General features: G+C 73.7%; 22 protein-coding genes and 2 pseudogenes. 12 read left to right on the top strand and 12 right to left on the bottom strand.

Annotation, left to right across the window (positions count from 1 at the left end):
• Window positions 1-14: 14 nt before the first annotated feature.
• Window positions 15-611 carry a GNAT family N-acetyltransferase gene (locus tag ACH4J0_RS26155; protein ID WP_396243012.1) on the bottom strand — a complete coding sequence of 199 codons (597 nt, stop codon included), beginning with the start codon at window positions 609-611 and terminating at the stop codon, window positions 15-17.
• 84 nt (window positions 612-695) lie between these two features.
• Here ACH4J0_RS26155 and ACH4J0_RS26150 point away from each other — a divergent pair, with 84 nt between their 5' ends.
• On the top strand, window positions 696-836 hold the full coding sequence (locus ACH4J0_RS26150; protein ID WP_396243011.1) for a hypothetical protein: 141 nt from the start codon (window positions 696-698) through the stop codon (window positions 834-836).
• Between the two features lie 76 nt (window positions 837-912).
• Here ACH4J0_RS26150 and ACH4J0_RS26145 read toward each other — a convergent pair whose 3' ends face one another.
• Both ACH4J0_RS26145 and ACH4J0_RS26140 read right to left on the bottom strand, forming a co-directional pair.
• Window positions 913-2,304, bottom strand: a complete 1,392-nt coding sequence (locus ACH4J0_RS26145; RefSeq protein ID WP_396243010.1) for a hypothetical protein — start codon at window positions 2,302-2,304, stop codon at window positions 913-915.
• Window positions 2,305-2,580: 276 nt separating this feature from the next.
• Window positions 2,581-3,894: a geranylgeranyl reductase family protein gene (locus tag ACH4J0_RS26140; protein WP_396243009.1), complete on the bottom strand. Its 1,314-nt coding sequence runs from the start codon at window positions 3,892-3,894 to the stop codon at window positions 2,581-2,583.
• Between the two features lie 423 nt (window positions 3,895-4,317).
• On the opposite strand from ACH4J0_RS26140, the gene ACH4J0_RS26135 reads away from it, so the two are divergent.
• The gene (locus ACH4J0_RS26135; RefSeq protein ID WP_396243008.1) at window positions 4,318-5,346 is read left to right on the top strand and encodes an LPXTG cell wall anchor domain-containing protein; all 1,029 of its coding nucleotides are present in this window, start codon (window positions 4,318-4,320) and stop codon (window positions 5,344-5,346) included.
• Window positions 5,347-5,629: 283 nt separating this feature from the next.
• Here the strand turns inward: ACH4J0_RS26135 and ACH4J0_RS26130 are convergent.
• From ACH4J0_RS26130 to ACH4J0_RS26120, 3 genes and pseudogenes are all read right to left on the bottom strand, one after another.
• Window positions 5,630-6,737, bottom strand: a pseudogene (locus ACH4J0_RS26130) (calcium:proton antiporter).
• 92 nt (window positions 6,738-6,829) lie between these two features.
• Window positions 6,830-7,243 carry a transglycosylase SLT domain-containing protein gene (locus tag ACH4J0_RS26125; protein WP_396243081.1) on the bottom strand — a complete coding sequence of 138 codons (414 nt, stop codon included), beginning with the start codon at window positions 7,241-7,243 and terminating at the stop codon, window positions 6,830-6,832.
• 115 nt (window positions 7,244-7,358) lie between these two features.
• Window positions 7,359-7,586 (bottom strand): annotated as a pseudogene (locus ACH4J0_RS26120) (protein kinase); the annotation flags it as partial.
• Between the two features lie 483 nt (window positions 7,587-8,069).
• Between ACH4J0_RS26120 and ACH4J0_RS26115 the strand changes: the two are divergent.
• From ACH4J0_RS26115 to nagB, 3 genes are all read left to right on the top strand, one after another.
• Window positions 8,070-8,534, top strand: coding sequence for an SDR family NAD(P)-dependent oxidoreductase (locus tag ACH4J0_RS26115; RefSeq protein WP_396243007.1), 465 nt, complete (start codon window positions 8,070-8,072; stop codon window positions 8,532-8,534).
• 175 nt (window positions 8,535-8,709) lie between these two features.
• On the top strand, window positions 8,710-9,117 hold the full coding sequence (locus ACH4J0_RS26110; protein WP_396243006.1) for a hypothetical protein: 408 nt from the start codon (window positions 8,710-8,712) through the stop codon (window positions 9,115-9,117).
• Window positions 9,118-9,418: 301 nt separating this feature from the next.
• Window positions 9,419-10,201, top strand: coding sequence for a glucosamine-6-phosphate deaminase (gene nagB / locus ACH4J0_RS26105; RefSeq protein ID WP_396243005.1), 783 nt, complete (start codon window positions 9,419-9,421; stop codon window positions 10,199-10,201).
• Window positions 10,202-10,265: 64 nt separating this feature from the next.
• Here the strand turns inward: nagB and ACH4J0_RS26100 are convergent, their stop codons facing one another.
• The 3 genes from ACH4J0_RS26100 to ACH4J0_RS26090 form a co-directional block, all read right to left on the bottom strand.
• Entirely contained in the window at window positions 10,266-11,402 is a 1,137-nt protein-coding gene (locus ACH4J0_RS26100; protein WP_396243004.1) for an aminotransferase class I/II-fold pyridoxal phosphate-dependent enzyme, read from the bottom strand.
• A gap of 7 nt (window positions 11,403-11,409) precedes the next feature.
• Window positions 11,410-12,054, bottom strand: coding sequence for a transcriptional regulator (locus ACH4J0_RS26095; protein WP_396243003.1), 645 nt, complete (start codon window positions 12,052-12,054; stop codon window positions 11,410-11,412).
• Window positions 12,055-12,187: 133 nt separating this feature from the next.
• Entirely contained in the window at window positions 12,188-13,837 is a 1,650-nt protein-coding gene (locus tag ACH4J0_RS26090) for a beta-propeller fold lactonase family protein (RefSeq protein ID WP_396243002.1), read from the bottom strand.
• 321 nt (window positions 13,838-14,158) lie between these two features.
• On the opposite strand from ACH4J0_RS26090, the gene ACH4J0_RS26085 reads away from it, so the two are divergent.
• The 5 genes from ACH4J0_RS26085 (at window position 14,159) to ACH4J0_RS26065 (ending at window position 18,791) form a co-directional block, all read left to right on the top strand.
• Entirely contained in the window at window positions 14,159-14,602 is a 444-nt protein-coding gene (locus tag ACH4J0_RS26085; protein WP_396243001.1) for an RrF2 family transcriptional regulator, read from the top strand.
• Window positions 14,603-14,687: 85 nt separating this feature from the next.
• Window positions 14,688-15,869, top strand: coding sequence for a globin domain-containing protein (locus ACH4J0_RS26080; protein ID WP_396243000.1), 1,182 nt, complete (start codon window positions 14,688-14,690; stop codon window positions 15,867-15,869).
• 98 nt (window positions 15,870-15,967) lie between these two features.
• On the top strand, window positions 15,968-16,729 hold the full coding sequence (locus ACH4J0_RS26075) for a (Fe-S)-binding protein (protein ID WP_396243080.1): 762 nt from the start codon (window positions 15,968-15,970) through the stop codon (window positions 16,727-16,729).
• Window positions 16,726-18,141, top strand: coding sequence for a lactate utilization protein B (locus ACH4J0_RS26070; RefSeq protein WP_396242999.1), 1,416 nt, complete (start codon window positions 16,726-16,728; stop codon window positions 18,139-18,141). The genes ACH4J0_RS26075 and ACH4J0_RS26070 overlap by 4 nt, the downstream gene beginning before the upstream one ends.
• Window positions 18,138-18,791 carry a lactate utilization protein C gene (locus ACH4J0_RS26065; protein WP_396242998.1) on the top strand — a complete coding sequence of 218 codons (654 nt, stop codon included), beginning with the start codon at window positions 18,138-18,140 and terminating at the stop codon, window positions 18,789-18,791. The genes ACH4J0_RS26070 and ACH4J0_RS26065 overlap by 4 nt, the downstream gene beginning before the upstream one ends.
• Before the next feature lie 9 nt (window positions 18,792-18,800).
• Here the strand turns inward: ACH4J0_RS26065 and ddaH are convergent, their stop codons facing one another.
• Both ddaH and ACH4J0_RS26055 read right to left on the bottom strand, forming a co-directional pair.
• Window positions 18,801-19,625 (bottom strand): dimethylargininase, encoded by an 825-nt coding sequence (gene ddaH, locus ACH4J0_RS26060; RefSeq protein ID WP_396242997.1) that lies wholly within the window; start codon window positions 19,623-19,625, stop codon window positions 18,801-18,803.
• 158 nt (window positions 19,626-19,783) lie between these two features.
• Window positions 19,784-20,665 (bottom strand): 4Fe-4S domain-containing protein, encoded by an 882-nt coding sequence (locus tag ACH4J0_RS26055; RefSeq protein ID WP_396242996.1) that lies wholly within the window; start codon window positions 20,663-20,665, stop codon window positions 19,784-19,786.
• A 264-nt stretch (window positions 20,666-20,929) separates the two neighbouring features.
• Between ACH4J0_RS26055 and ACH4J0_RS26050 the strand changes: the two genes are divergently transcribed.
• Window positions 20,930-21,712, top strand: a complete 783-nt coding sequence (locus ACH4J0_RS26050) for an SGNH/GDSL hydrolase family protein (protein WP_396242995.1) — start codon at window positions 20,930-20,932, stop codon at window positions 21,710-21,712.
• Between the two features lie 7 nt (window positions 21,713-21,719).
• Here the strand turns inward: ACH4J0_RS26050 and ACH4J0_RS26045 are convergent, their stop codons facing one another.
• Window positions 21,720-22,133 carry a DUF2809 domain-containing protein gene (locus tag ACH4J0_RS26045; RefSeq protein ID WP_396242994.1) on the bottom strand — a complete coding sequence of 138 codons (414 nt, stop codon included), beginning with the start codon at window positions 22,131-22,133 and terminating at the stop codon, window positions 21,720-21,722.
• 143 nt (window positions 22,134-22,276) lie between these two features.
• Here ACH4J0_RS26045 and ACH4J0_RS26040 point away from each other — a divergent pair, with 143 nt between their 5' ends.
• Entirely contained in the window at window positions 22,277-23,689 is a 1,413-nt protein-coding gene (locus ACH4J0_RS26040) for a DUF2252 domain-containing protein (RefSeq protein ID WP_396242993.1), read from the top strand.
• Window positions 23,690-23,786 lie beyond the last annotated feature (97 nt).

Raw genomic sequence — 23,786 nt, 5'->3', positions numbered from 1 at the left:
CCGGGAACCGCGCGCTACGAGGGGTCGGACGCCAGCCGGGCGTGCAGGTGCTCGTCGTTGTACGGGCCGTCGCCGTAACGGTAGGAGGCGCGCAGGGTGCCCTCGTACGGGAAGCCGGCGCGGGTGGCGACCCGGCAGGAGGCCTCGTTGCCGACGGCGTGGTAGAGCTCGATGCGGCGGACCCCGGCGGTGCGGACGCCCCAGGCGGCGACGGCGGAGGTGGCGCGGGTGGCGAGGCCCCGACCGCGGGCGGCGGCGAGCAGCCAGTAGCCGACCATGGCGACGCCGTCGGTCCGGTCGGTCCAGCGCAGGGCGACGTTGCCGCACAGGGTGCCGTCGGCGGCGTCGGTGACGGCGAAGGAGGCCGTGCCGCCCTGGGCCCAGCGGGAGTCGGCGCGGTCGAGGTAGGCCTCGGCGCCCGCGCGGTCGGTGGCGTCGCGCAGCGGGTTCCAGCGGGCGATCTCCGGGTCGGCCGCGGCGGCCATCACCGCGGCGAGGGTGCCGCCGGGCAGGTCGAGGCCGCGGCCCCACGGGCGGAGCAGGACGTCGCCCAGGTCGAGGACGTCGGGGCGGAGGAGGCGCTGGTCGGTCGCCGGGTCACTGGTGGTCACCCCGCCTTCCTACCGCCGCTCCCGCTGCCGCCGCCAGCGATTAATCCGGTGCCGCCCGGCCCGCCCGGGTGCGAGAAAGGGGCTGTGATCGAGCTGTTGACGACCCGTACGGCCGACGTCGAACCCGCCGTGGCGGAGGGTGCGGTGTTCGTGCTGCCGGGAGTGGCACCGCTGGACCTGACCGGCCCGCCGACCTGCGAGCGGCGGGGCGGCGACGTCCGGTGACCGGCTGCCCCGGCGTGGTACCGGGGCGCGCCGGCCGCGCGGCCCGAAGGCTCGCGGCCGGCCTGCCCGGGACTCCCTAGGAGAGCGCCACGCCGACCGTCGCGGTCCAGATGCTGTCGTTCGAGGCCGAGGGTGCGACCGCGCTGCCCCAGGCCAGCACCAGCCGCTCGGGCGCCGTCGCGGAGAACCCGAAGGTGTCCCCGGGCCACACCGTGGCGGTGCCGAAGTCCTGCGAGACCCGGACCGGCGCGGACAGCCAGCCCCGGGTGGTCGAGAAGGTCCGCAGGTACTGCGCGTAGCCGCGCGGGTCGCTGCTCGACAGCCAGCCCACGTACGCGATCCCGGGCGGGCCGGCGACGACCTGCATGACGTGCGGTACGTTCAGCGTGTCCGAGGGCACCTGCACCGGCGGGGACCAGCTCGCCCCGTGGTCCCGGGAGTACGACAGCCACCCGGTGTCGCTGTTCGAGCCCTGGGTGTCCCAGGTGGCGTACAGGGTGCCGTCCGGGCCGAGCGCCTCGCTGCCGTCGATCCACCACTCGCTGTTGTTCATCGACCCGGCACCGCCGCCTATCCGCACCGGCGGCGACCAGGTCGTGCCGCCGTCGGTGGAGCGGGTCGCGTAGGTGTGGGCGACGGTCAGGTTGTCGGTCGGGACGTCGGTGACGACGTAACCCTGGTAGAGCACGTCGATCGAGCCGTCCGGTTCGACCGTGACGGGTGCGCTGTCGGCCCCGCTGTTCGGGTAGCCGGGGCTGACGTGCGACATCGCGCTCCAGGTCCGGCCGCCGTCGGTGGACTTCTGCAGCACCGCGTTGACGTCACCGGTGGCGAAGGAACAACTGCCGGACGCCGCGCAGACGAAGGTCACCGCCGCCGCGCTCGGCCCGTAGTCCCAGGTCAGGTAGAGCGTTCCGTCCGGGCCGGCGGTGATGAAGTCCCGGTCGCCCCAGTTGTTCGCGTCCGGCGGGGCGATCTGGCCCGCGGTCCTGAAGCTGGCGCCGTGGTCGGTGCTGACGTCCACGACGGGGTAGGTCAGGCCGGAGCGGGCGACCATGAACGCCACGTAGACCGCGCCGTCCGGCGCGACGGTGATCGCCGGGTCCCAGGACCGGCTGCCGTTCTGTCCGGTGCTGCCGGGCAGCGTGAGCGGTGTGCCGAAGGTCGATCCACCGTCGGGCGAACCGGCGAAGCCGATGCCCTTGCAGCCCATCCAGGCGTCGTACACGGCGTTCGCCGCCGGATCGACGGCCTGGATGGTCTCGGCGTTCTGCCCGGAGCACGAGGCCGAGATGCTCGTCGGGGTGCTGACCACGTACGAGGCGGCGGCCACGTGGGCGGCCGGGCCCGCGGCGACGGCGGTACCGGCGGATGCGGCCTGCGCCGGTCCGGTGGTGAGGGCGATGACGGCGGCTCCGGCGCAGAGGCCGACGAGCAGGGATCTGAGTGTGCCGGGACGTGCGCGCACGGGCTGATCTCCTCAGGGGGGAAGGGAGCCTGGGGGAACCTTGCGTGGGGGTGGCGGGCCGTCAGCAGCGGGGCCGCCCACCGCCTCCGGACGGATTCCCCCGGGCGCCGATCGCGAAGCCGGGCAGCTGTGGAGACAGCTCGCACGTCGTGTGCGGGGCCGGTTCAGATTCCGGAATGCCACGCAGGGGTCTTGCGCCGCCCCTGCGCGGCTGGATAGGGACCACGCGATCGGATCGGCCGATCATCCGACGGTGGGTGATCTCCGGCGCGGGACTCAGCGCCCCGGGGCCACCCGGCCGAGCAGGTGGAGCAGCCGGTCGAGGGCGTCCTTGGAGTTGGGCTCGGTCAGGTTGACCATCAGCCGGAACGCCACCTTCAGCAGCGCCGGGTGGCCCAGTCCGACGGCGCCCGCGGCGCCGAGCAGCCGGGGACGGCCGAGCAGGTCGGCGGCCAGCCGGCCGAGGGCGAAGTAGCCCGCGTAGGCGGAGCGCAGCTTCTGCGGGTAGGCGCGCAGGGCGAGTTCGCGGCCGCGGTCGGTGCGGCGGGCGTGGGCCTGGACGATGGTCTCGGCGGCGTAGCGGCCGGATTCCATCGCGTAGGCGATGCCCTCCCCGGTGCCGGGGCTGACCGTGCCGCCCGCGTCGCCGATCAACAACAGCCCGTCGGCGTAGTGGGGCTGGCGGTTGAGGCCCATCGGGAGGGCGGAGCCGCGGATCGGCTCGGTGACCGCCTCGGGGGTGTAGGCGTAGCCGGGTGGAAGGTCGGCGCACCAGCGCCGCAGCAGGTCGCGCCAGTCGAGGTCGGTGCCGTCGGTGTCGAGGACGCCGAGGCCGACGTTGGCGGTGCCGTCGCCCATGCCGAACACCCAGGCGTAGCCGGGCAGGACGCGGTGGGCGGGGTCATGGGGGTCGCGCAGGTCGAGCCAGGCCTCCAGGTAGCGGTCGTCGTGGCGCGGGGTGGTGAAGTAGGTGCGGTAGGCCACGCCCATCGCGCGGTCCGTGCGCCGGTAGCGCTTCATCGCGACGGACAGCCGGGTGGAGTTGCCGTCGGCGGCGACCACGATCGGGGCCCGGTACTCGACGGGCTTGCGCTCCTCGCCCAGTTTGACGCTGACGCCGGCGATCCGGCCGGACCGCTCGTCCGTCAACGGGCCCGCCACGTTGGCCCGTTCGACCAGCCGGGCGCCGGCCGCGGCGGCCTTGCGGGCGAGCAGTTCGTCGAAGTCGGCGCGGCGGCGCACCAGTCCGTGGCCGGGGAAGGCGGAGAGTTCGGGCCAGTCGAACTCCAGCGAGCGGTGGCCGGAGATCAGCCGCAGACCGTGGTTGTGCAGCCAGCCCGCCTCCTCGGAGACGTCGACGCCCATGTCCACCAGCTGCTTGACGGTGCGCGGGGTGAGGCCGTCGCCGCACACCTTCTCGCGGGGGAAGGCGGACTTCTCCAGCAGCAGGACGTCCAGGCCGGTGCGGGCGAGGTGGTAGGCGGCGGTGGAGCCGGCCGGGCCGGCGCCGACCACGATGACGTCGGCGCTGTCCTCGGTCGGCGCGGTCGGCTGCCGCTCCGGTCGCACCTGCTGCTCTGGGCCGGGCATCGAGCACTCCCCCTGGGTCGGATCGGCTGCGGGTCCGACCGCTTGCTCACGCGGTCGGCCGCACCCACAACGGAATCGGCGGACTGGGCGGTTACAGACGGACGATAGAGAACCCCGCCTTCCGCCCGCCGCCCCGACACGCGGGCCCCGGGCGCGGACCGGCCAATACCGGCCATCGCATGACATGCCTGCGGCACGCACGAGTCCACCACAATCGGGTGATCAGATCGTTGCGAGGGACTAGCCGGACCAATCGCCCTCAGCGATGCATTTCGGCCAAACCTCCCTTGCGTCACGTTTCCCACTGCGGGAACTTTTGTGCCCCTCACGTCGTACGCATCCGGTCCCCGGCCCGGCGGCCGACCGAGAGCTCCCTCCCCCCGCACAGGCTCCCCCGGCCTGCCGTTACCCGATGGAAGACGCATGCACATCCGCTCCACCGCCGCACGCTCCCTGGTGGCCGTCCCGACCGCCGCCGCCCTGATGCTGCTCGCCCCCGTGGCGCACGCCGCCGCCGGTGGCAACGGCAACGGCAAGGGCCACCCCGGCAACAACGGCACCGTGAAGATCCACGACGCCGCCACCGGCCAGGAGGACCTGCGCAACGAGCCCAAGGTCTGCACCTTCTACCTGGACTCCTTCGGCTTCGACCCGAACCAGGACGTGCTCTGGGCGATCTTCGACATGAACAGCGACATGACCGAGCCGGTCGTGTTCGGTGACCTCCCGGTCGACGACAAGGGCCACATCCGCACCGAGGACATCAACCTGCCGGACGGCCACTACAAGCTGTTCTGGAAGGCCGTCCCGCTGGTCAACGGCGAGCTCCCGGACCACCCCGACGTCAGCAACCCCAAGCAGAAGGTCTTCAAGGTCGACTGCGGCGGCCAGACCGCGACCCCGACCCCGACCGGCAAGCCGAGCGCCACCGGCACGCCGACCAAGGCCCCGTCGGCGAGCCCGACCGCCGTGCCGAGCACCACCCCCTCGCACACCCCGACCCCGTCGCACACCCCCGCGCCCTCGCACTCCGCCACGCCGTCCGCCACCCCGACGCCGTCCACCCCGGCGACGACTCCGGCAACCGAGCCGGCCAAGACCCCCGCGCCGACCACCCCGGCCACGGAGCCCGCCAAGACCCCCGCGCCCACCACCCCGGCCGCCGAGGTCCCGACCGGCGCGCCCAGCGACGTCCCGAGCGCCGGCCCGTCCACCCCGCCGACCGCCACCGTCCCGGTGCACGCCGGCACCGGCACCAAGGTCACCCCGGACCAGCCGCTGGTCGTGCCGGCCAAGGTCAGCGTCCCGACCCCGATCCCGGGCGCCTCGGACGGCAAGAAGCTGGCCTCCACCGGCAGCGACGGCACCCTGCTGTACGCGGGCGCCGGCACCGCCCTGCTGGTCGCCGGCGCGGGCGCGGTGGTCTACACCCGCCGTCGCCGCACCTCCTGACCGTTCCCAGGAGCCTGCGGCACCGCTGAGGTGCCGCAGGGCCCGATCGCGCCGTCTCCGGAGGTCTGAGCCCTCCGGAGGCCGCAGCGCCGCGTCTGAGCCGCGGCGCCACGGAGCCCCTGGCCCGCCGGCAGCCGGCAGCCGTGCCGGGGCTCCCGGCCGTGACCCCGCCCCTCCCAGCGGGCACGGCCGGAGACGACGGAAGCCCCTGACCGCACGGGGGGACGTGTCAGGGGCTTCCGTTCTTCACCACGGCCACCACGGCCTCAGTGGTTCACCGTCGTCACGGATTCACCGCCAGCACCACGAACTCCGCCAGCACCCCCAGGTGCAGCGCGCCCTGCAGCAGGGTCGCCCGGCGCGGGATGACGGTCAGGGTGCCGAGCACGACCGTCAGGGTGAGCAGCACCATGTGCGACGGTGCGAGGCCGAGGACGAGCGGGCCGGAGAGCCAGGTGGAGGCGATCGCCACCGCCGGGATGGTCAGGCCGATGCTGGCCAGCGCCGATCCCAGGGCCAGGTTGAGGCTGGTCTGCACCCGGTTGCGCACGGCCGCGCGCAGCGCCGCGATGGTCTCCGGCAGCAGCACCATCAGGGCGATCACCACACCGACCACCGCGTGCGGCAGTCCGGCGCTGTCGACCGCGGACTCGATGGTCGGCGAGACGCCCTTGGCCAGGCCCACCACCGAGACCAGCGCGACGGCGAGCAGCAGCAGGCTGACCCCCGGCGGCCCGCAGGGTCGGCGGGCTCGCGTGGTCGTCGTCCACGTCCCGGCGGATCTCGCCCTCCGGGGTGACGGGCAGGAAGTAGTCCCGGTGCCGCAGGGTCTGGGTGGTCACGAACAACCCGTACACCACGAGCGAGGCGGTGGCCGCGTAGCCGAGCTGGGTGGTGGAGAACTGCGGGCCCGGGGTGCTGGTGGTGAAGGTCGGCAGCACCATGCAGAGCGTGGCGAGGGTGGCGATGCAGGCGAGCGCCGTGCCGGTGCCCTCGGCGTTGAAGACGGCGGTGCGGTACCTGGACGCGGCCACGATGATCGACAGGCCCATGATCCCGTTGCAGGTGATCATGACGGCGGCGAACACGGTGTCCCGGGCGAGGGTCGAGGACTTGTCCCCGCCGTCGGCCATCAGCGTCACGATCAGCGCGACCTCGATCACGGTGACCGCCACCGCCAGCACCAGCGATCCGAACGGCTCGCCGGTCCAGTGAGCGATGACCTCGGCGTGGTGCACGGCCGCCAGCACCGCCCCCATCAGGAACACGGCGACCACGCCGACCACCCAGCCGGGCAGGTTCTCGTGCCAGGTCAGGACCAGGACGACGAACGCCACCACCGGGACGACGAGGGTCCACTGCGCGGAGACCGCGCGGAGCTTCGTGATCATGCGCCCGAGGATCCCAGACCGGAGCCCGGTCGCCCCGGCACCCGCGCCGGGAATACGGGGATGGGGGGCAGAACTCGTCCCGATCCGCGCCCTCACCCTCCGTAGTCGGCGAGGTGGCGGAGCACCATGTCGACGTGCGGGCGGACCCGCTCCGGGACTCCCCCGGCGGCGGCCACCGACTTGTCGCTGGTGCGGTAGGCGGCGGCGACCAGGGCGGGCAGGTCCCGGGTGAAGCCGCGGCGCTCGACCTGCTGGTCGAGCCAGCAGACGTAGTTGCCCATGGCGGCGATCGCGCCGCCCGGGTCCAGGTAGGGCTTCGGGCCGTCGTGGTTGGCTGCCCTGGCCCAGGCCTCGAAGACGGCGGGCGTCCACATCGCGATGCCGTACTCGCCGGTCTCCGGGCGGGCAGCGTTCGGATCGAAGCCGCTCTCCGCCTTGAGCATCGCGGCCAGCAGGACCGGGGTGATCTCCGGCTCGGGGCACCGTCGGGCGGCGTCCTCGATCATGCCCCGGTAGGCCGTCGGGACGTCGGAGCCGGCCGGGATCGCCCCGGGCGGCGGCGCCGAGGAAGGGGTGCAGCCCGCCGGTGAGCAGTTGGTGGGCGATCACCCCGAAGGCCCGGACGTCGGCGCTCGGGCGCACCGCGACCCCGCGCGCCCAGGTGCGCTGGGACCACCACTCGGGCGGGACGTGGTCCGGCGAGCCGAGCGGCGGGGCGTAGGCGTGGGTGCCCTCCAGTTCGGCGGTGAGGCCGAAGTCGGCGATCTTGGCGGTGCCGTCGGGCATCAGCAGGATGTTGGCCGATTTGAGGTCCCCCGTGCACCCAGCCCGCCGGTGCGTGTGGGTCAGTCCGGCGCAGAGCTCGGCGAGGATCCGCCCGCGCCGGGCACCGCCGTTCCGGCGCGGGCGGTGGCCAGGACGTCGTGCAGGCCGCGGGCGGCGCGCTCCATCACCAGGGCGACGGCGCCGTCCAGTTCGGGGCGGGGGGTCGTCGACGGTGATCACGGCGAGGGTGCGGATCAGGTGGGGGTGGTCGGCGCGGCGGCTGAAGCGGCGCCCGGCGCGGCGCCCGGATCGGGTCCAGGGCGAAGGGGCTGACGGTGCGTTCACCGTCGGCGCCGCCCGGGTCGCCGTCGAGGTACGGCCAACCCGGGCCGAACGGCGAGGACTTGCCCTCCGCCCTGGGGAGGACGGCGACTCCTCCCCAGGGCCGACCGGCCCGTACGGCCGACCGGTCCCGTCCGCGCGGCCGGTCGATGCGGACCGGCCGTCCGGGACGCCGGGCCGGTCGGCCGAGGCGGGGGCGGGCCGACTGCGGCCAGGGTGGCGGCCATGGACATCAACTCCCCTTCCCCCTCCACAACTTCTCCCGCACCCGGGACGGCCCGGCGGGCCCTGCTCGGCGCCTCCGCGCTCGGCCTGGCCGGGGCGGCCGCCGAGCAGGCCCGGCCGGACGGCGGCGCGTACACGGCCAGCAAAAGGGCGATTCAAGGTCTGGTCAAAGCAGCGGCGTTGGCGTACGGGACGCGGGGCATCAGGATCAACGCGATCCTCCCCGGCACCACTGACACCGCCTTCGTCCGCCCGGCAGGCGTGCCGGACGAGGCTTGGGTACAGTTCAAGAAGGCCTACGGCCCTTTGAACATCGAGGGGTTGGAACGCATGGCCGAACCGGAGGAGATCGCCCGGGCGATCCTGGCACTGACCTCGGACGACTTCGGTTACCAGACCGGCGCGTCGGTGCCCGTGGACGGCGGCGCGACGGCCGGGCGGCGGATGGTTCTGCCGCCCCACTGACTGATCCTCCGTCAGACCGCAACTCGTCCGCGCGCTGAACATCCGGCGAACGATTGCAGCCAGTAGTTGAACGGTCACCATGGGTGTGACGCAACGCACACGCGTGAATCCCAGGATGTGTGCAAGACTCGTCTCATCCAGTGAGATTCCCTTAATTTCCAAGGAGGTTCGTATCATGCGCACTCGGATTGCAGCCGTGATGGTGGCGGCGGCAGGGATCGCAGCGCTGTCGGCTGCTCCCGCCATGGCCGCCACGGCGACGTCCGAGGCCGGCACCGTCGCCTGCGCCACGGTGCTCAACCGCCCCTGCATCACGCACCAGGTCGACGGTGACGGCATCGTCGGCATAGCCCAGGTCAACGCGGACCCCACCCAGTTGACGATGGTTCAGGTAGAGGTGCGCGCCCAGCAGGCCTGGGGCAGCCCGTGGGAGACGGTCGCCAGCGCGTCCGCCGTCCGACTCGGCTCCGCTCAGGCCGCCACCCCCAAGGTCACCGGCCCCGCCCCCCACATCATCTGCGCCACCGCCGGCCCGGCGCTGGACGCCAGCAAGCAGGTGACCACCTGTACCAACCCGTTCTGACCCCCGCGGTCAGGCCCCCCGGCCGTTCACCCGTGGAACGGCATCCGTAAGACAGGGCAGCCCGTACGACAGGGCGCAGGGAGCCGGGGCCGTCACGGGCCCCGGCTCCTCGCACGTGCGCCCCGGCAAGCCGTCGCCGAGCTCAGGAGCGTCCCGAGCGGCCTCCACCGGGCCGGACGCCCGAGGTCCGGCACCCGCCCCGACACCGCCCCCGGGTGGACCGGAGGGCCCCGTTCACGGCAAACTGGTCTAGACCTTGGAGGTCTAGACCTCAGACTCGCCTCAGAACGGTGGACCCAGTATGGAAATCGTGATCGTCCCTGACGCCTCAGCGGCCGGCGAACTCATCGCCACGGCGATCACCGATCTGCTGACCGACAAGCCCGACGCCCTGCTCGGCGTCGCGACCGGCTCGACCCCGCTGCCGGTCTACCAGTCCCTCGCCGCGCGGGTCCGGGACGGCCGCCTGGACGCCTCCCGGGCGCGCGTCTGCCAGCTGGACGAGTACGTCGGCCTGCCGGCCGGCCACCCGGAGTCCTACCGCTCGGTGGTGCTGCGCGAGGTCGTCGAGCCGCTCGGTCTGACCGAGGACTCCTTCCTGGGCCCGGACGGCAACGCGGCCGACATCGCCGCGGCCGCCACCGCCTACGACCGCGCGCTGGCCGAGGCCGGCGGCGTCGACCTGCAGCTGCTCGGCATCGGCACGGACGGCCACATCGGCTTCAACGAGCCGTGCTCCTCGCTCGCCTCCCGGACCCGTATCAAGACCCTGACCCGGCAGACCCGGGTGGACAACGCCCGCTTCTTCGACAGCATCGACGAGGTCCCGCACCACGTCATCACCCAGGGCATCGGCACCATCCTGGAGGCCCGCCACCTGGTCCTGCTGGCCACCGGCGAGGCCAAGGCCGAGGCCGTCGCCCTGGCCGTCGAGGGCCCGCTGGCCGCGGCCGTCCCCGCCTCGGCGCTCCAGCTGCACCCGCACGCCACCGTGGTGGTCGACGAGGCCGCCGCCTCCCGCCTCAAGCTCGCCGACTACTTCCGTGACACCTACGCGGCGAAGCCGGCCTGGCAGAAGCTCTGACCCGTACGGTCACAGCAGCCGGGGTGCCGATCCGCGGGGCCGGCACCCCGGCTGCTCGTGTCCGTTAGCGCCGACGCTTTCGCAGCCAGTCGGCGAAGGCGTCCAGGGCGGGGCCGGGGTCGCGGCGGCCGACGCCGATCCGGAAGCGGTCGGTGGGGGTGGGGGTGAGGTCGGAGCGGAACATGCTCGCGGGCATCAGCAGCACGCCGGCCTGTTCGACCAGGGCGGTGCAGAAGTCCTCGACGCCGTCCGGGCCGAGGTAGCGCGGGTAGGCGACGCAACCGCCCTCCGGGGCCCGCCAGTCGAAGAGCTCGGGGAACTCGGCGAAGAAGGCGTCGAACCGCGGCAGGTTCTCGGCGATGATGCCCCGGTTGCGGGTCAGGATCCGCTCGCGGGCGGTGATCGCGATCCGGGCCAGCACCTCGCTGGGCGCCGAGTTGCAGATGGTGGTGTAGTGCTTGGCCCGCTCCAGGCGGGTGCGCAGCTCGCGGTCCCGGCAGGCGATCCAGCCGATCCGCAGGCCGGGCAGCCCGAGGGACTTGGACGTCACGTTGAGCGACAGGGCCGTCGCGGAGAGGTCGGCGGCCTGCGGCAGGGCGCGGTCCCGGTCGCGTTCCAGGCCGCGGTAGACCTCGTCCGAGAAGAGCCGGATGCCGCGCTCCTCGCAGAGTTCGGCCAGCCGGGCGAAGTCGGCGGCGGGGAGCAGCGTGCCGGTCGGGTTGTTCGGGAAGTTGACCGAGAGCACCTTGGTGTTCGGCCGCAGCGCCGCCTCGACCGCGTCCAGGTCGAGCGCCCAGTCCTGCCGCTCGTCCAGCGCGACGCCGGTGACCTCGCAGAGCGAGAGCGGAATGGTCTCCGCCGACTGGTAGTTGGGGGTCAGCACCACCGCGTGGTCGCCCGGTTCGAGCAGCACCTGCATGGCGAGGTTGATGCCCTCCTGGGCGCCGCCGAAGCAGATCACGTCGTCCGCCTCGACCCGCTCGTACATCCCGGCGATCGCCCGTCGCAGGCCCGGATCGCCGAAGGTCTCGGTGTAGCCGAGGGCGAGGGTGTCCCAGGCCTCGCGGTCCTCGGGACCGGCCAGGGCGAGGAGTTCGGCCATCGTCATGCTCTGGGAGTCGGACGCGGTGAGGTGGTGCCGGGCGGTGAACTCCCAGCGGGAGAAGTAGGTTTCGAGCCGGAAGTCGGGCAGCTGGGTCATCTGGTTCTCAGTCCTTCCCGGGGGCGGCCGGGTGCTTGAGCTCGGCGAGCAGGGCGTAGGCGGTGGAGCGGGAGATCCGCAGCGCGGTGGCGACGGCGGGGACGGCCCGGCGGACGGCGAACACCCCGGCCTCGTCCAGCTCGCGCAGTACGGCGAGCCGGTCCTCGCGGGTGAAGCGTTCCAGCGGGCGGCCCTGCGCGCGGACGTGGCCGCCGATCACGTCGTTCATCCGCTCCGTCCAGTCGCGTTCGAACAGCGGCTCGGGGCGGGGGGCGGTGGGCGCGGCGAAGTTCGCCAGCAGGGCGGCGGCCTGCTCCAGCGGGCCGCGGTCCAGGTTGACGCAGAGCACCGCCGAGGCCTTGCCGGCCTCGTCCCGCAGCACCGCGCTGACCGAGGAGAGCCGCCGGCCGTCCGGCAGCAGCTTCTCGTACGGCCCGTAGACGTCGGGCGCGGACGGGTCCAGCCCGTCCAGTTCGCCGAGCAGGGAGGCGTCGCCGGGGGCACGGGTGGTCATCGGGTTCCAGATGGCCAGCACCCGGTCGGTGGCGGTGTCGTGCAGCACCACCTCGGCGTAGGGCCCGAGCAGCAGGGCCACCGCGCGGCAGACGGGTGACCAGGTCCGCACGCGCGGGTCAGGGGTTTCGGCAGGCATGGATGGACTGTACGTCCATCTCGGACACTTCGTCCAGGGCCGCCGGGTCCAGAAGCGCCGAGTCCAGCGGTACTGACAGCGGGGCCCCGGCCGGGTGTCCGGTGTCCGGCCGGGGCCCTTGGGCGCAGGCCGCTCAGCCGCAGGTGATCAGCAGACCGAGCACGGAGGTGCAGCTGCGGCTGTCCTTGCTGGTGGCGGGCGAGGGGTCGGCGGGGGCGCCGGCCGTACGGGCCACCGTGACGTTCCAGGAGGCGACCAGGTTCAGCGCGGCGCCGCCGACCGAGAAGTGCCGGGTGGTGGTCGCGCCCTTGGCGAGCGGGGCACTCAGGGTGCAGGTGAGCCTGCCCCCGGCGACGGTGCAGTCGCTGGAGGTGGCGGTGAGGCCGGCGGGCAGGTCGGCGGCGACGGTGGCCGCCGTGACCGGGTCCGGGCCCTGGCCGGTGAGGGTGACGGTGTAGTCGACCCGGCTCGCGAACAGGCTGGTCACCGGGGTCGCGGCGAGCGCGACGCCCAGGTGGGCGCTGGGCGCGGTGTAGCTGAAGCGGTCGCCGGCGACGGGGGCGCTGGTGCCGCCGGGCGTGGTGACCTGGACGTCCACCGGGCCGGTCACCGTGGTGGCGGGGGCGGTGGCGGTGCAGGTGGTCCGGGTGCAGCTGAAGAAGGCGGCCGGGCCGGCCGCGCCGAAGGTGACGCCGGTGGCACCGTTCAGGTCGGTGCCGGTGACGGTCACCGTGGTGCCGCCCACCCCGGAGCCGCCGTTCGGGCTGATCGCGGTGACCACGGGCACCGGCAGCGGGAAGTTCAGCACGTCGACGGCGTTGCCGCTGAAGTCGGCGAGGTAGCCGCGCCGCCCGTCGGCGCTCAGCGCCAGGGTGTACGGGCCGGCACCGACCGGTACGGTCGCGGTGACCGTCCGGCTCGCCGCGTCGATCACGCTCAGGGTGTTGTCCCCGTAGTTGGAGACGTACGCGGTGGACCCGTCGGGGGCGAGGCTCACGGAGTACGGGCCGTTGCCGACGGCGACGGTTCCGACGAGGGTGTCGGCGCCGGTGTCGAGCACAGCGGCCGTGGTGTCGTCCCCGTCGGCGGCCCACAGCCGGCTGCCGTCGGGACTGAGCGCCAGGCCGAAGGCGCTGTGGCCGACCTGGACGGTGGCGCTCACCGTGCTGCTCGCGGTGTCGACCACGTTCACCGCCTTGGCGCCGGAGGCCGCGACGTACAGGCGCTTGCCGTCGGGCGAGACGGCGAGCCCGTGCGGCTCGGCGCCGACCGGGACGGTGGCCGTGACGGTGCCGGACGAGGTGTCCAGCACGCTCACCGTACCGGCCCCGGCGTTGCTGACGTAGGCGCGCTCGCCGTCCGGCGACAGGACCAGGCCCCAGGGCTGGGTACCGACCGGGACGGTGGCGGTGACGGTGTTGCTCGCGGTGTCCACGACGCTGACCGTGTCGTCCAGGTGGTGGGTCAGGTAGGCGCGCCGCCCGTCGGGCGAGACGGCGACCGCGTACGAGCCCGTCCCCGCGGTGAAGCTGCCGGTCACGGCCCTGCCAGCGGTGTCCAGGACGCTGACCGTGCCGCTGCTCTGGCTGGTCAGGTAGGCCCGGGCGCCGTCCGGGGTGAGCGCGACCCCGGCCGGGTAGGGCGCCACCGGCACGTGGGCGGTCACGGTCGGCGCGGGCGCGGCGGCCTCGGCGGTGGCGGGCTGGGAGAGCAGTGCGGCCGTGGCGGCGGATATCGCCGCCACGGCCGTCCAGGTGCGCCGGGGTGCACGACGTGATCTCACGGGTTCTCCAGGGGGTCGGGGGAGGGCGCGGTGCATGGAGGACGTGCGGTGCGTGACGTGGCTCCGGAGCCGGGGGGAAGCGTAGATCGGCCCCTGATGGCGGGTCAGGAGCTGATCGGTAGTGTCGCCAAGTGTTCGGATTCGACCGAGATGCGGTCGCCGAAGCCGCCCCCGATCCCCGGCCCACCGCCCGCCCCGACCAGCGGCGCGACCAGGGTCGACCAGCCGCGTCACCAGCCCTGACCAAGGACGTGACCAGGGTCTCAGTCAGAATCGGGCAAGAAATTGGAGTTTTAGAGTCGTATTCGTTAGCTTTCAATCGTGAGGCTGACCAAGAGCACCGACATCGCCCTCCGCATCGCGATGCGACTCGCCGTACTCGGCGAGGGCGAGAACCCGACCACCCGCGAGGTGGCCGAGTCGGTCGGCGTGCCGTACACCCACGCGGCGAAGGTGGTCAGCAGGCTGCAGCACCTCGGGGTGGTGGAGGCCCGGCGCGGACGCGGCGGTGGGCTGATGATCACCTTCGCCGGGCGGACCGGTTCACTCGGCCTGCTGCTGCGCGAGCTGGAGGGCATCGGCGACGTGGTCGGCTGCGAGGACGAGCCGCCGTGCCCACTGCGGGCCGCCTGCCGGCTGCGCGGGGCGCTGCGCACCGCGCAGGAGGCGTTCTTCGCCGCGCTCGACCCGCTCAGCATCGAGGACCTGGTGGCCTCCCCCACCGGCCCGGTGCTGCTCAGCCTCACCGCCAGACCCACCGACTGACCCCCCCCGGGGGTCGGTCGGCGCCCACGGCCTTTAATGCGAATCTCAGATACCAGTTCTCAGCTACCAGTCAGGAGCTTCTCTGATGCTGTCCGCGAAGTCCGCCGAGGTCGTCGAGGCCACCCTGCCAGTCGTGGGCGGCGCGATCGGTGACATCACCCCGCGCTTCTACGACCGGCTGTTCGCCGCGCACCCGGAGCTGCTGCGCGACCTGTTCAACCGGGGCAACCAGGCCAACGGCACCCAGCGCGAGGCGCTGGCCGGCTCGATAGCCGCTTTCGCCACCGCACTGATCGCCAACCCGGACCAGCGCCCGGACGCGATGCTCGCGCGGATCGCCCACAAGCACGTCTCGGTCGGCATCGACAACGAGCAGTACAAGGTCGTCCACGAGCACCTGTTCGCCGCGATCGTCGAGGTCCTCGGCGAGGCCGTCACCCCCGAGGTCGCCGCCGCCTGGGACGAGGTCTACTGGCTGATGGCCAACGCCCTGATGGCCATCGAGGAGCGGCTGCGAGCCGAGGTCGCCGCCGGCGCCGACCAGACCGACCTGTGGCGCCCCTACACCGTGGTCGCCCGCCACCAGGAGACCGACACCGTCACCACCTACCTGGTCCGCCCGGCCGACGGTGGCCCCCTCCCGGCCTCCCGTCCCGGCCAGTACGTCTCGGTGCGCACCGAGCTGGCCGACGGCGCCCACCAGATCCGCCAGTACAGCCTGTCCGGCGGCGCCGACGACGCACTGCGCTTCAGCGTCAAGCGCGACGGCGAGGTCTCCGGCCACCTGCACGACCACCTGCACGCCGGCGACACCGTCGAGCTGGCTCCCCCGCTGGGCGACATCTTCCTCGCCGAGGGCGACGGCCCGGTGCTGCTCGCCTCCGCCGGCATCGGCAACACCCCGATGACCGCGATGCTCGACCACCTGGCCGCCACCGGCTCCACCCGGCAGGTCATCTCTGTGCACGGCGACCGCGACCAGCTCAGCCACGCCTTCCGTGCGGACCTGGAGCAGCTGACCGCCAAGCTGGCCAACGCCACCGCCCACGTCTTCTACGAGCAGCCGCTCGGCGAGTGGCCGGCCGAGCGCACCGGCCTGGTCAACCTGTCGACCGTCGAGGTCCCGGCCGGCACCACCGCCTACCTGTGCGGCCCGCTGCCCTTCCTGCGCGCCGTGCGCGGGCAGCTGATCGAGGCGGGCGTCCCGGCCGCGGACATCCACTACGAGGTGTTCGGCCCCGACCTCTGGCTCGGCGCCGGCGCCTGAGCCCCTCCAGGAGTTCCCGCGCGGCCTCCTTCACCGGCACCGGCCCGCCCGTTACGATCACGGGCGGGCCGGTGCCGTTTCGACGTGAGGAGCTCGGATTGCGGGTCGCGCTGTTCGCCACCTGCGTCAACGACGCGCTGTTCCCCGCCACGGCGGTCGCCACCGTGCGGCTGCTGGAACGCCTCGGCGTGACGGTGGACTTCCCCGCCGGGCAGACCTGCTGCGGGCAGCCGCAGTACAACACCGGATACCGCCGGGCCTGCGAGCCGCTGGTGCGGCGGACCGCCCGCGCCTTCGCCGGATACGACCACGTGGTGACGCCCTCCGGGTCCTGCGTGGCGATGGTCCGGGACAACTACCCCCGGATCGGCGCCCGGGCCGCCGCCGAGGGCCGGGGCGGTGAACTCACCGATGCCGCCTTGGCGTTGGCACCCCGGGTGGTCGAACTCACCGAGTTCCTGGTCGACGTGCTCGGGGTCGAGGACGTCGGCGCGTATTTCCCGCACACCGTCACCTACCACCCCTCCTGCCACGGCCTGCGATTGCTCGGGCTGGGCGGGCGGCCGCTGCGACTGCTGCGCGCCGTCAAGGGGCTGGAGCTGGTGGAGCTGCCGGGCGCGGAGGAGTGCTGCGGCTTCGGCGGGACCTTCGCCGTCAAGAACGCGGCGGTCTCGGCGGCGATGGCCGAGGACAAGCTCGCCAACGCCCTCGGCACCGGTGCCCAGGTGCTGTGCGGCGCCGACAACTCCTGCCTGCTGCACCTCGGCGGCACCCTGCGCCGCCGGGGCGAGCCGCTGCGGCCGCTACACCTCGCGGAGATCCTGGCCAGCACCGAGGCGCACCCCTGGAGGCCGTCGTGACGGAGAGCTTCCTCGGCATGCCCGCCTTCCCGCGGGCCGCCGCCCGCGCGGTGCGGGACGGACGGCTGCGCGCCAACCTGCGGCACGCCACCCACACCATCCGCGACAAGCGGGCCCGGGCCGTCGCCGAACTCCCGGACTGGGCCGAGCTGCGCGCGGCCGGGAAGGCGATCAAGGACCACACCCTGCGCCATCTCGACCGCTACCTGGTGCAGTTGGAGGAGTCCGTCACGGCGGCCGGCGGCACCGTGCACTGGGCGGCGGACGCCGAGGAGGCCAACCGGATCGTCGCCGGGCTGGTCCGCGCCACCGGCGAGACGGAGCTGGTCAAGGTCAAGTCGATGGCCACCCAGGAGATCGGGCTGAACGAGGCGCTGGCCGCCGAGGGGATCACCGCGTACGAGACCGATCTCGCCGAGCTGATCGTGCAGTTGGGCGAGGACCGGCCCTCGCACATCCTGGTCCCCGCGATCCACCGCAACCGCGCCGAGATCCGGGAGATCTTCGCCGACCGGATGGCCGCCTGGGGCCGCCCCGCGCCCGAAGGCCTCACCGACTCCCCCGCCGAACTCGCCGAGGCCGCCCGGCTGCACCTGCGGGAGAAGTTCCTGCGCGCCCGAGTGGCCGTCTCCGGCGCCAACTTCATGGTCGCCGAGACCGGCACCCTGGTGGTGGTCGAGTCCGAGGGCAACGGCCGGATGTGCCTCACCCTGCCCCGCACCCTGATCTCCGTGGTCGGCATCGAGAAGGTCGTACCGACCTGGCGGGACCTCGAAGTCTTCCTCCAGCTGCTCCCCCGCTCCTCCACCGCCGAGCGGATGAACCCCTACACCTCGCTGTGGACCGGGACGGCCCGGGACGACGGCCCGGCCGAGTTCCACCTGGTGCTGCTGGACAACGGGCGCACCGCCGCGCTGGCCGACCAGGTCGGCCGGCAGGCCCTGCGCTGCATCCGCTGCTCGGCCTGCCTCAACGTCTGCCCGGTGTACGAGCGGGCCGGCGGGCATGCGTACGGCTCGGTCTACCCGGGGCCGATCGGCGCCGTCCTCACCCCCCAACTGCGCGGCACCACGAGCCCGGTGGACGCCTCGCTGCCGTACGCCTCCTCGCTCTGCGGGGCCTGCTACGAGGTGTGCCCGGTGGCGATCGACATCCCCGAGGTGCTGGTGCACCTGCGCGAGCGGGTCGCCGACCAGGGCGGCCACCCCGTGGAGCGGGCCGCGATGTCCGCCGCCGGGTACGTCCTGGACCATCCGGCGGCGCTCGCGGCCGCCGAACGGCTGGCCGGGCGCACCCGCGCCCTGCACCCGCGCCGACTGCCCGGGCCCGGGCGGGCCTGGACGGACAGCCGGGACCTGCCGGAGGTGCCGGCCGAACCGTTCCGTGACTGGTGGCGGAGGAACCGCACATGAACCCGCTCCCCTCCGCACGGGACTTGATCCTGGGGCGGGTCCGGGCCGCGCTCGGTGACGCGAGCACGGTGCCCGAACAGCCGCTGGCGCGGGGGTACCTGAGCACCCACGCCCCGGCCGACGACCCGGCGGCGCTGCTCGACCTCCTGCACCGCAACCTGGCCGACTACCGGGCCCTGGTGCACCGCTGCACCGAGGCGGAACTCCCCTCCCGAATCCATGAGTTGCTCGCGGCACGCGGCAGCCGCACGGTCGTCCTGCCGGCCGGGCTGCCGCCCTCCTGGCTCTCGGCGGCCGGTGACACCGAGCTGCTGCCGGACGACGGCAGCCTCACCGCCGCCCGGCTGGACGCCGTGGACAGCGTGGTCACCGGCTGCGCGCTGGCGATCGCCGAGACCGGGACGATCGTGCTGGACGGCGGGCCCGGTCAGGGCCGACGGCTGCTGTCGCTCGTCCCGGACCACCACCTCTGCGTGGTCCGGGCGCCGGAGCAGGTCGTCGCCTCCGTCCCGCTGGCGCTGCCCCGGCTCGTCCCGGCGCGCCCGCAGACCTGGATCTCCGGCCCGTCGGCGACCAGCGACATCGAACTGGACCGGGTCGAGGGGGTGCACGGGCCCCGCACCCTGGAGGTCCTGCTCGTCACCGCGTGAGGCGAGGGGTCACGGCCTGAGTTCGAGGGTGCAGCACTTCGCCCCGCCGCCGCCCTTGAGCAGCTCGGAGACGTCCACCGGAATCGGCTCGTAGCCGTGCTCGGCGAGCCGGCCCGCCAGGTTCTTGGCCGTCTCGGGGAGCAGCACCCGGCGGCCGTCCGAGACCGCGTTCAGCCCGAACACCTCGGCGTCGGCCCGGTCGGCGAGGATCGCGTCGGGGTAGAGCGTGCGCAGCACCGAGCGGCTGTCGGCGTCGAAGGCCTCGGGGTAGTACATGACGTGGTCGTCGGCGAGGACGGCCAGTGCGGTGTCCAGGTGGTAGAAGCGCGGGTCGACCAGGGTCAGGCTGACCACCGGCACGCCGAACAGCTGCTCCGCCTCGGCGTGCGCGGACCGCGACGTGCGGAAGCCCGTCCCGGCGAGCACCCGGCGGCCGACCACCAGGTGGTCGCCCTCGCCCTCGTTGACGTGGCCGGCGCGGCGCACCGCGCGGTAGCCGTGCAGACGGAACCACGACTGGTAGGCCTCGGACTCGGCGGCACGCTCCGGGTAGCGGAAGGTCGCCACCAGGGCCCGGCCGTCCAGCACGGTCGCACCGTTGGCGGCGTAGACCATGTCGGGCAGGCCCGGCACCGGGTCGATCAGCTCGACGGTGTGGCCGAGGCTCCGGTACGTCCGGTGCAGCCGCTCCCACTGGCGGACGGCGAGCTCGGTGTCGGTGGGCTGCGCCGGGTCCATCCACGGGTTGATCGCGTAGTCCACCGTGAAGTACGTGGGCCGGCACATCAGGTAGCGCCGGGGTCGCGCCGTGCGCGCCTGGGTGTGCGTGGGCATTGCTCAACCGTCCTCGGATCGCGGGGGTTCGGAGTGCGCATCGCTCGACAGGCGGCTGCCCCGTCGCCACCGTTCGCACACCCGCGCGGGCGTTCCCGGCGGGCGCAACCCCCCGCGCACCCGGCGCGAGCCCCGGCGCACGGCCGATCCGCGCGGGGTCACCAGCGCACGGCGGCGAAGTCCACCGGCTCGGTCCGCAGCGCCCGGGCCCGGACGGCCAGGGCGCGCAGTCGGCGGTCCGCCTCCTCTGCGGGCATCCGCTGCTTGTCGCCGTGGCCGGGCAGCAGCCACTCGAAGCGCAACGCGTCCAGGCTGCGGTCGAGCGAGGCGGACTGCTCCTCGATCGAGTACCAGGTCACCGCCTCCTGCACCTCGATGTCCTGGTTGGTGCGGGACCAGTACAGGCTGTCGCCGCTGAAGCAGTAGCGCTGGTCGGCGACGTACAGCACGCTGCCCAGGGTGTGGCCGGGGAAGGGGTGGGCGACCAGGCCGGGCGAGACCTCCACCGGGTCGGTGCCGCGCAGCACCTCGTCGGCGTCGGGGGCGGAGGCGAGGTCGCCCTCGTGGATCCACAGCCGGGCGCCCAGCCGGTCGGCGTACTCCCGACCGTGCGCAGCGTGGTCACGGTGGGTGAGCAGGACGTCGGTGACCGGACCCAGCGCCCGGTAGCGGGCGGCGAGCGCCTCGCTGTAGCGGGGGGTGTCGATCATCGCCCAGCCGGTGGGCCGGCGGCAGAGGTAGGAGTTGGCGCCCGCGGTCTGCCGGGAGTTGTGGCCGAGCAGCAGCACGTCTCCGGCCTCGTCCAGCGGGAGCGGGAACGGGTCGGTGGCCTGGTCGAGCCGGCCGGTGCCGGGGCGGATCGAGCGGGTCGGGCAGGCGTGGGCGGCGGCGAGCAGCTGCCGCTGCTCGGCCTCGTCGCGCGGCTGGCGGATCAGCTCGGACTTGCGGGCGTGCTCGCGGATCAGGTCGGGCGCGAGCTGGCGGGCCACGTCGCAGTTGGTGCAGCGGTCGTCGACGGTCCAGTTCTCGGAGAGGTTCATGGTGTGGTCGTCCCCCAGGAAGAACGGCGGCCGGTACGGCGCGCCGTGCTTCGAGCATGGGCCGAACGGGCCGGGAAGCGGAAGGGGGCGCGGATCTTGTGCTTTCCGCGACCGGGCGCTCTGCGGCGCGGCGGTGCGAAGGGGAGCCGCGAGGGGCCGCGACGAGTCGCGCCGGGGGTCGCGCAGGGTACGTGGCCCATCTCACGTGCCGCCAGGGTCACCTACGGTGGCGTAGGTCACTTGAATGGGTGAACTATCTCTTTCATGCCGAACCTCCAGGAGACCCTTGACCTCAGTTCGTACGCCGCCCTCGGGGACAGCTTCACCGAGGGTCTGAACGACCCCGGTGCCGACGGCGCCTTCGCCGGCTGGGCCGACCGCCTGGCCGGGATGCTCGCCGAGGGCAGGCCGCCGGGCGGGTTCCGCTACGCCAACCTGGCGGTGCGCGGACGGCTGTTGGACCAGATCGTGGCCGAGCAGGTGCCGCAGGTCCGCCGGCTCCAGCCCGACCTGGTCACCTTCTGCGCCGGCGGCAACGACATCCTGCGGCCCGGCAGCGACCCGGACGAGGTGGCCGAGCGCTTCGAGGCCGCCATCGCCCAACTCGCCGGGAGCGCGGGCACGGTGCTGATCTGCACCGGCTTCGACACCCGCGAGGTACCGCTGCTCAAGCACCTGCGCGGCAAGATCGCCACCTACAACGGCCACATGCGGGCGGTCGCCGACCGCTACGACTGCAAGGTGGCCGACCTGTGGTCGCTGCGCGCGGTGCAGGACCGCCGTGCTTGGAGCGAGGACCGGCTGCACCTGTCCCCCGAGGGGCACCAGCGGGTCGCCCTGCTGGCCGCCCGCTCGCTGGGACTGCGCACCGAGGCCGACCCGGAGGCCCCGTGGCCGAGCGCCCGCGTCCTCACCCCCGCGGACCAGCGGCGGGAGAACCTCCAGTGGGCTCGCGAGTACCTGATCCCGTGGGTCGGCCGTCGTCTGCGCGGCGAGTCCTCGGGCGACCACGTCGAGGCCAAGCGGCCCGATCTGCTTCCGCTCTGACGGTCGGTCAGACAGCGTCACGGGGTGCTGCGGTCCGACCTGACCGCAGCACCCCGTGCGGCAGTGCGGCGCAGGCCGCGCCGACCAGGTACCAGAAGAGGTCCGGCGGGTTGAAGGTCGACCCGAGCACCAGGTGCACCAGCCCGCTGCGCCGCCCCCACGCGTCCGGCAGTCCGGTGGCCTGGAACAGCTCCACCGCCCAGCTCACCCCGGCAGCCACCAGCGCGGCCCGCACCGGCCGCACCCCCGGCGCGACCAGCACCACCAGGGCGTGGACCAGGACGGTGTAGAGCGCGTCACCCGCGTACTTGGCCGGGTCGCCGGTCATCGCCGCGCGTACGCCGAGGCCGGCCGCCACGACGAGCAACGCGGCTGCGGCTGCGGGGAGTCGGACCGCCAGGCCCCTCCGGAGACCGTTCACCCTCCCCAGGCTACGTGGTGGCCCCCACGCCCAACCCGGGCAGTCCCCGGAACCACCGCGCGACGCCGGACGTCACTCCCCCTGATGAGCCATCCGTGCAGGTCACGGGCGGGAGTTCGAGCAGGGCGAGCGGGCGGGGAACAGTGACGGACAAGGAGAACACCACGGGGCGGCGGAAGTTCACCGTCCCCGGGTTCGCGACCGGGCCGGACGGCCGGGCGCAGCGGGCGCGGGAGCAGGGCAAGGCGCTGCGGGGACGCGTCCCCCGGGAGCGGCACGCGGAGTTCGCGCCCGCGGCCGACCGGCCCACGGCGGTGGCGGCGCTCCAGGCGTCCAACGCCGGCCGGATCCCGGGCCTGGTGCCGATCAGGGTGGGCCGGATGGCCGCCACGCCCTTCGCCTTCCTGCGCGGGTCGGCCGGGCTGATGGCCGCCGACCTCGCGGGCACGCCGGTGACCGGCGTCACCGCCCAGCTGTGCGGGGACGCGCACGCGGCGAACTTCGGGCTGTACGGCGACGCGCGCGGCCAACTCGTCATGGACATCAACGACTTCGACGAGACCGTACCCGGCCCCTGGGAGTGGGACCTCAAGCGGCTCGCCACCAGCCTGGTGCTGGCGGGCCGGGAGACCGGGGCGAGCGGGACCACCGCCCGCGCGGCCGCCCAGCACGCGGCCGGCTCCTACCGCCGCACCCTGCGCACGCTCGCCAAGCTGCCCGCCCTGGACGCCTGGAACGCCGTGGCCGACGAGCAGTTGGTGTCCTTCGCCGAGGCGCACGACCTCACCGAGGTGCTCCGGAAGGTCGGTGCGAAGGCTCTCGGCAACACCAGTGCCCGGTTCGCTGCCCGCAGCACCGCCCGTACCGCGGACGGCGGTTGGCGGTTCACCGCCGCTCCGCCGGTGCTGACCGAGGTCACCGACGCGACCGCCCGCGCGGTGGCCGGGGCGCTCGGCCCGTACGTGGCGACGGTGCCCGCCGAGGTGCGCACCCTGCTGTCCCGGTACCGGGTGCAGGACGTCGCCTTCCGGGTGGTCGGCACGGGCAGTGTCGGCACCCGCTCGTACGTCGTGCTGCTCACCGACCACCGGGACCAGCCGCTGGTGCTCCAGGTGAAGGAGGCCCGGCCGTCCGCGCTGCTGCCGTACCTCGACGGCCACGGGCGGCGTCCGGAGGAGGAGCACGAAGGTCGGCGGGTGGTGCTCGGCCAGAAGCACATGCAGGTGGTCAGCGACACCCTGCTCGGCTGGACGACGGTCGAGGGACTCCCTTACCAGGTACGGCAGTTCCGCAACCGCAAGGGCAGCGTCGACCCGGCCGTGCTGCTGCCCGCCCAGCTCGACGACTACGCCCGGATCACCGGCGCCCTGCTCGCCCGGGCGCACGCCCACACCGCCGACCCGGGCCTGCTGGCCGGGTACTGCGGCAAGAGCGAGGCCCTGGACGAGGCGATCGCCGCCTTCGCCGTCGCCTACGCGGACCGGACCGAGGCCGACCACGCCGAGTTGGTCGCCGCGGTGCGCAGCGGGCGGCTGCCCGCCGAGCAGGGGGTGTAGCGGGGCACGGGACTGTCCATCGGTGTCGGACGCTCGGCACCCCGGAGCTGCGGGACGACGCCGACCCGCTCTTCCTCCCGGAGGACGCCGATGTGCC

Source organism: Kitasatospora sp. NPDC017646 (assembly GCF_044329365.1).
Classification (GTDB): Bacteria; Actinomycetota; Actinomycetes; order Streptomycetales; family Streptomycetaceae; genus Kitasatospora.
Note: the sequence above shows the minus strand (reverse complement) of the source record. Positions and strands in the feature narration are given on the sequence as shown.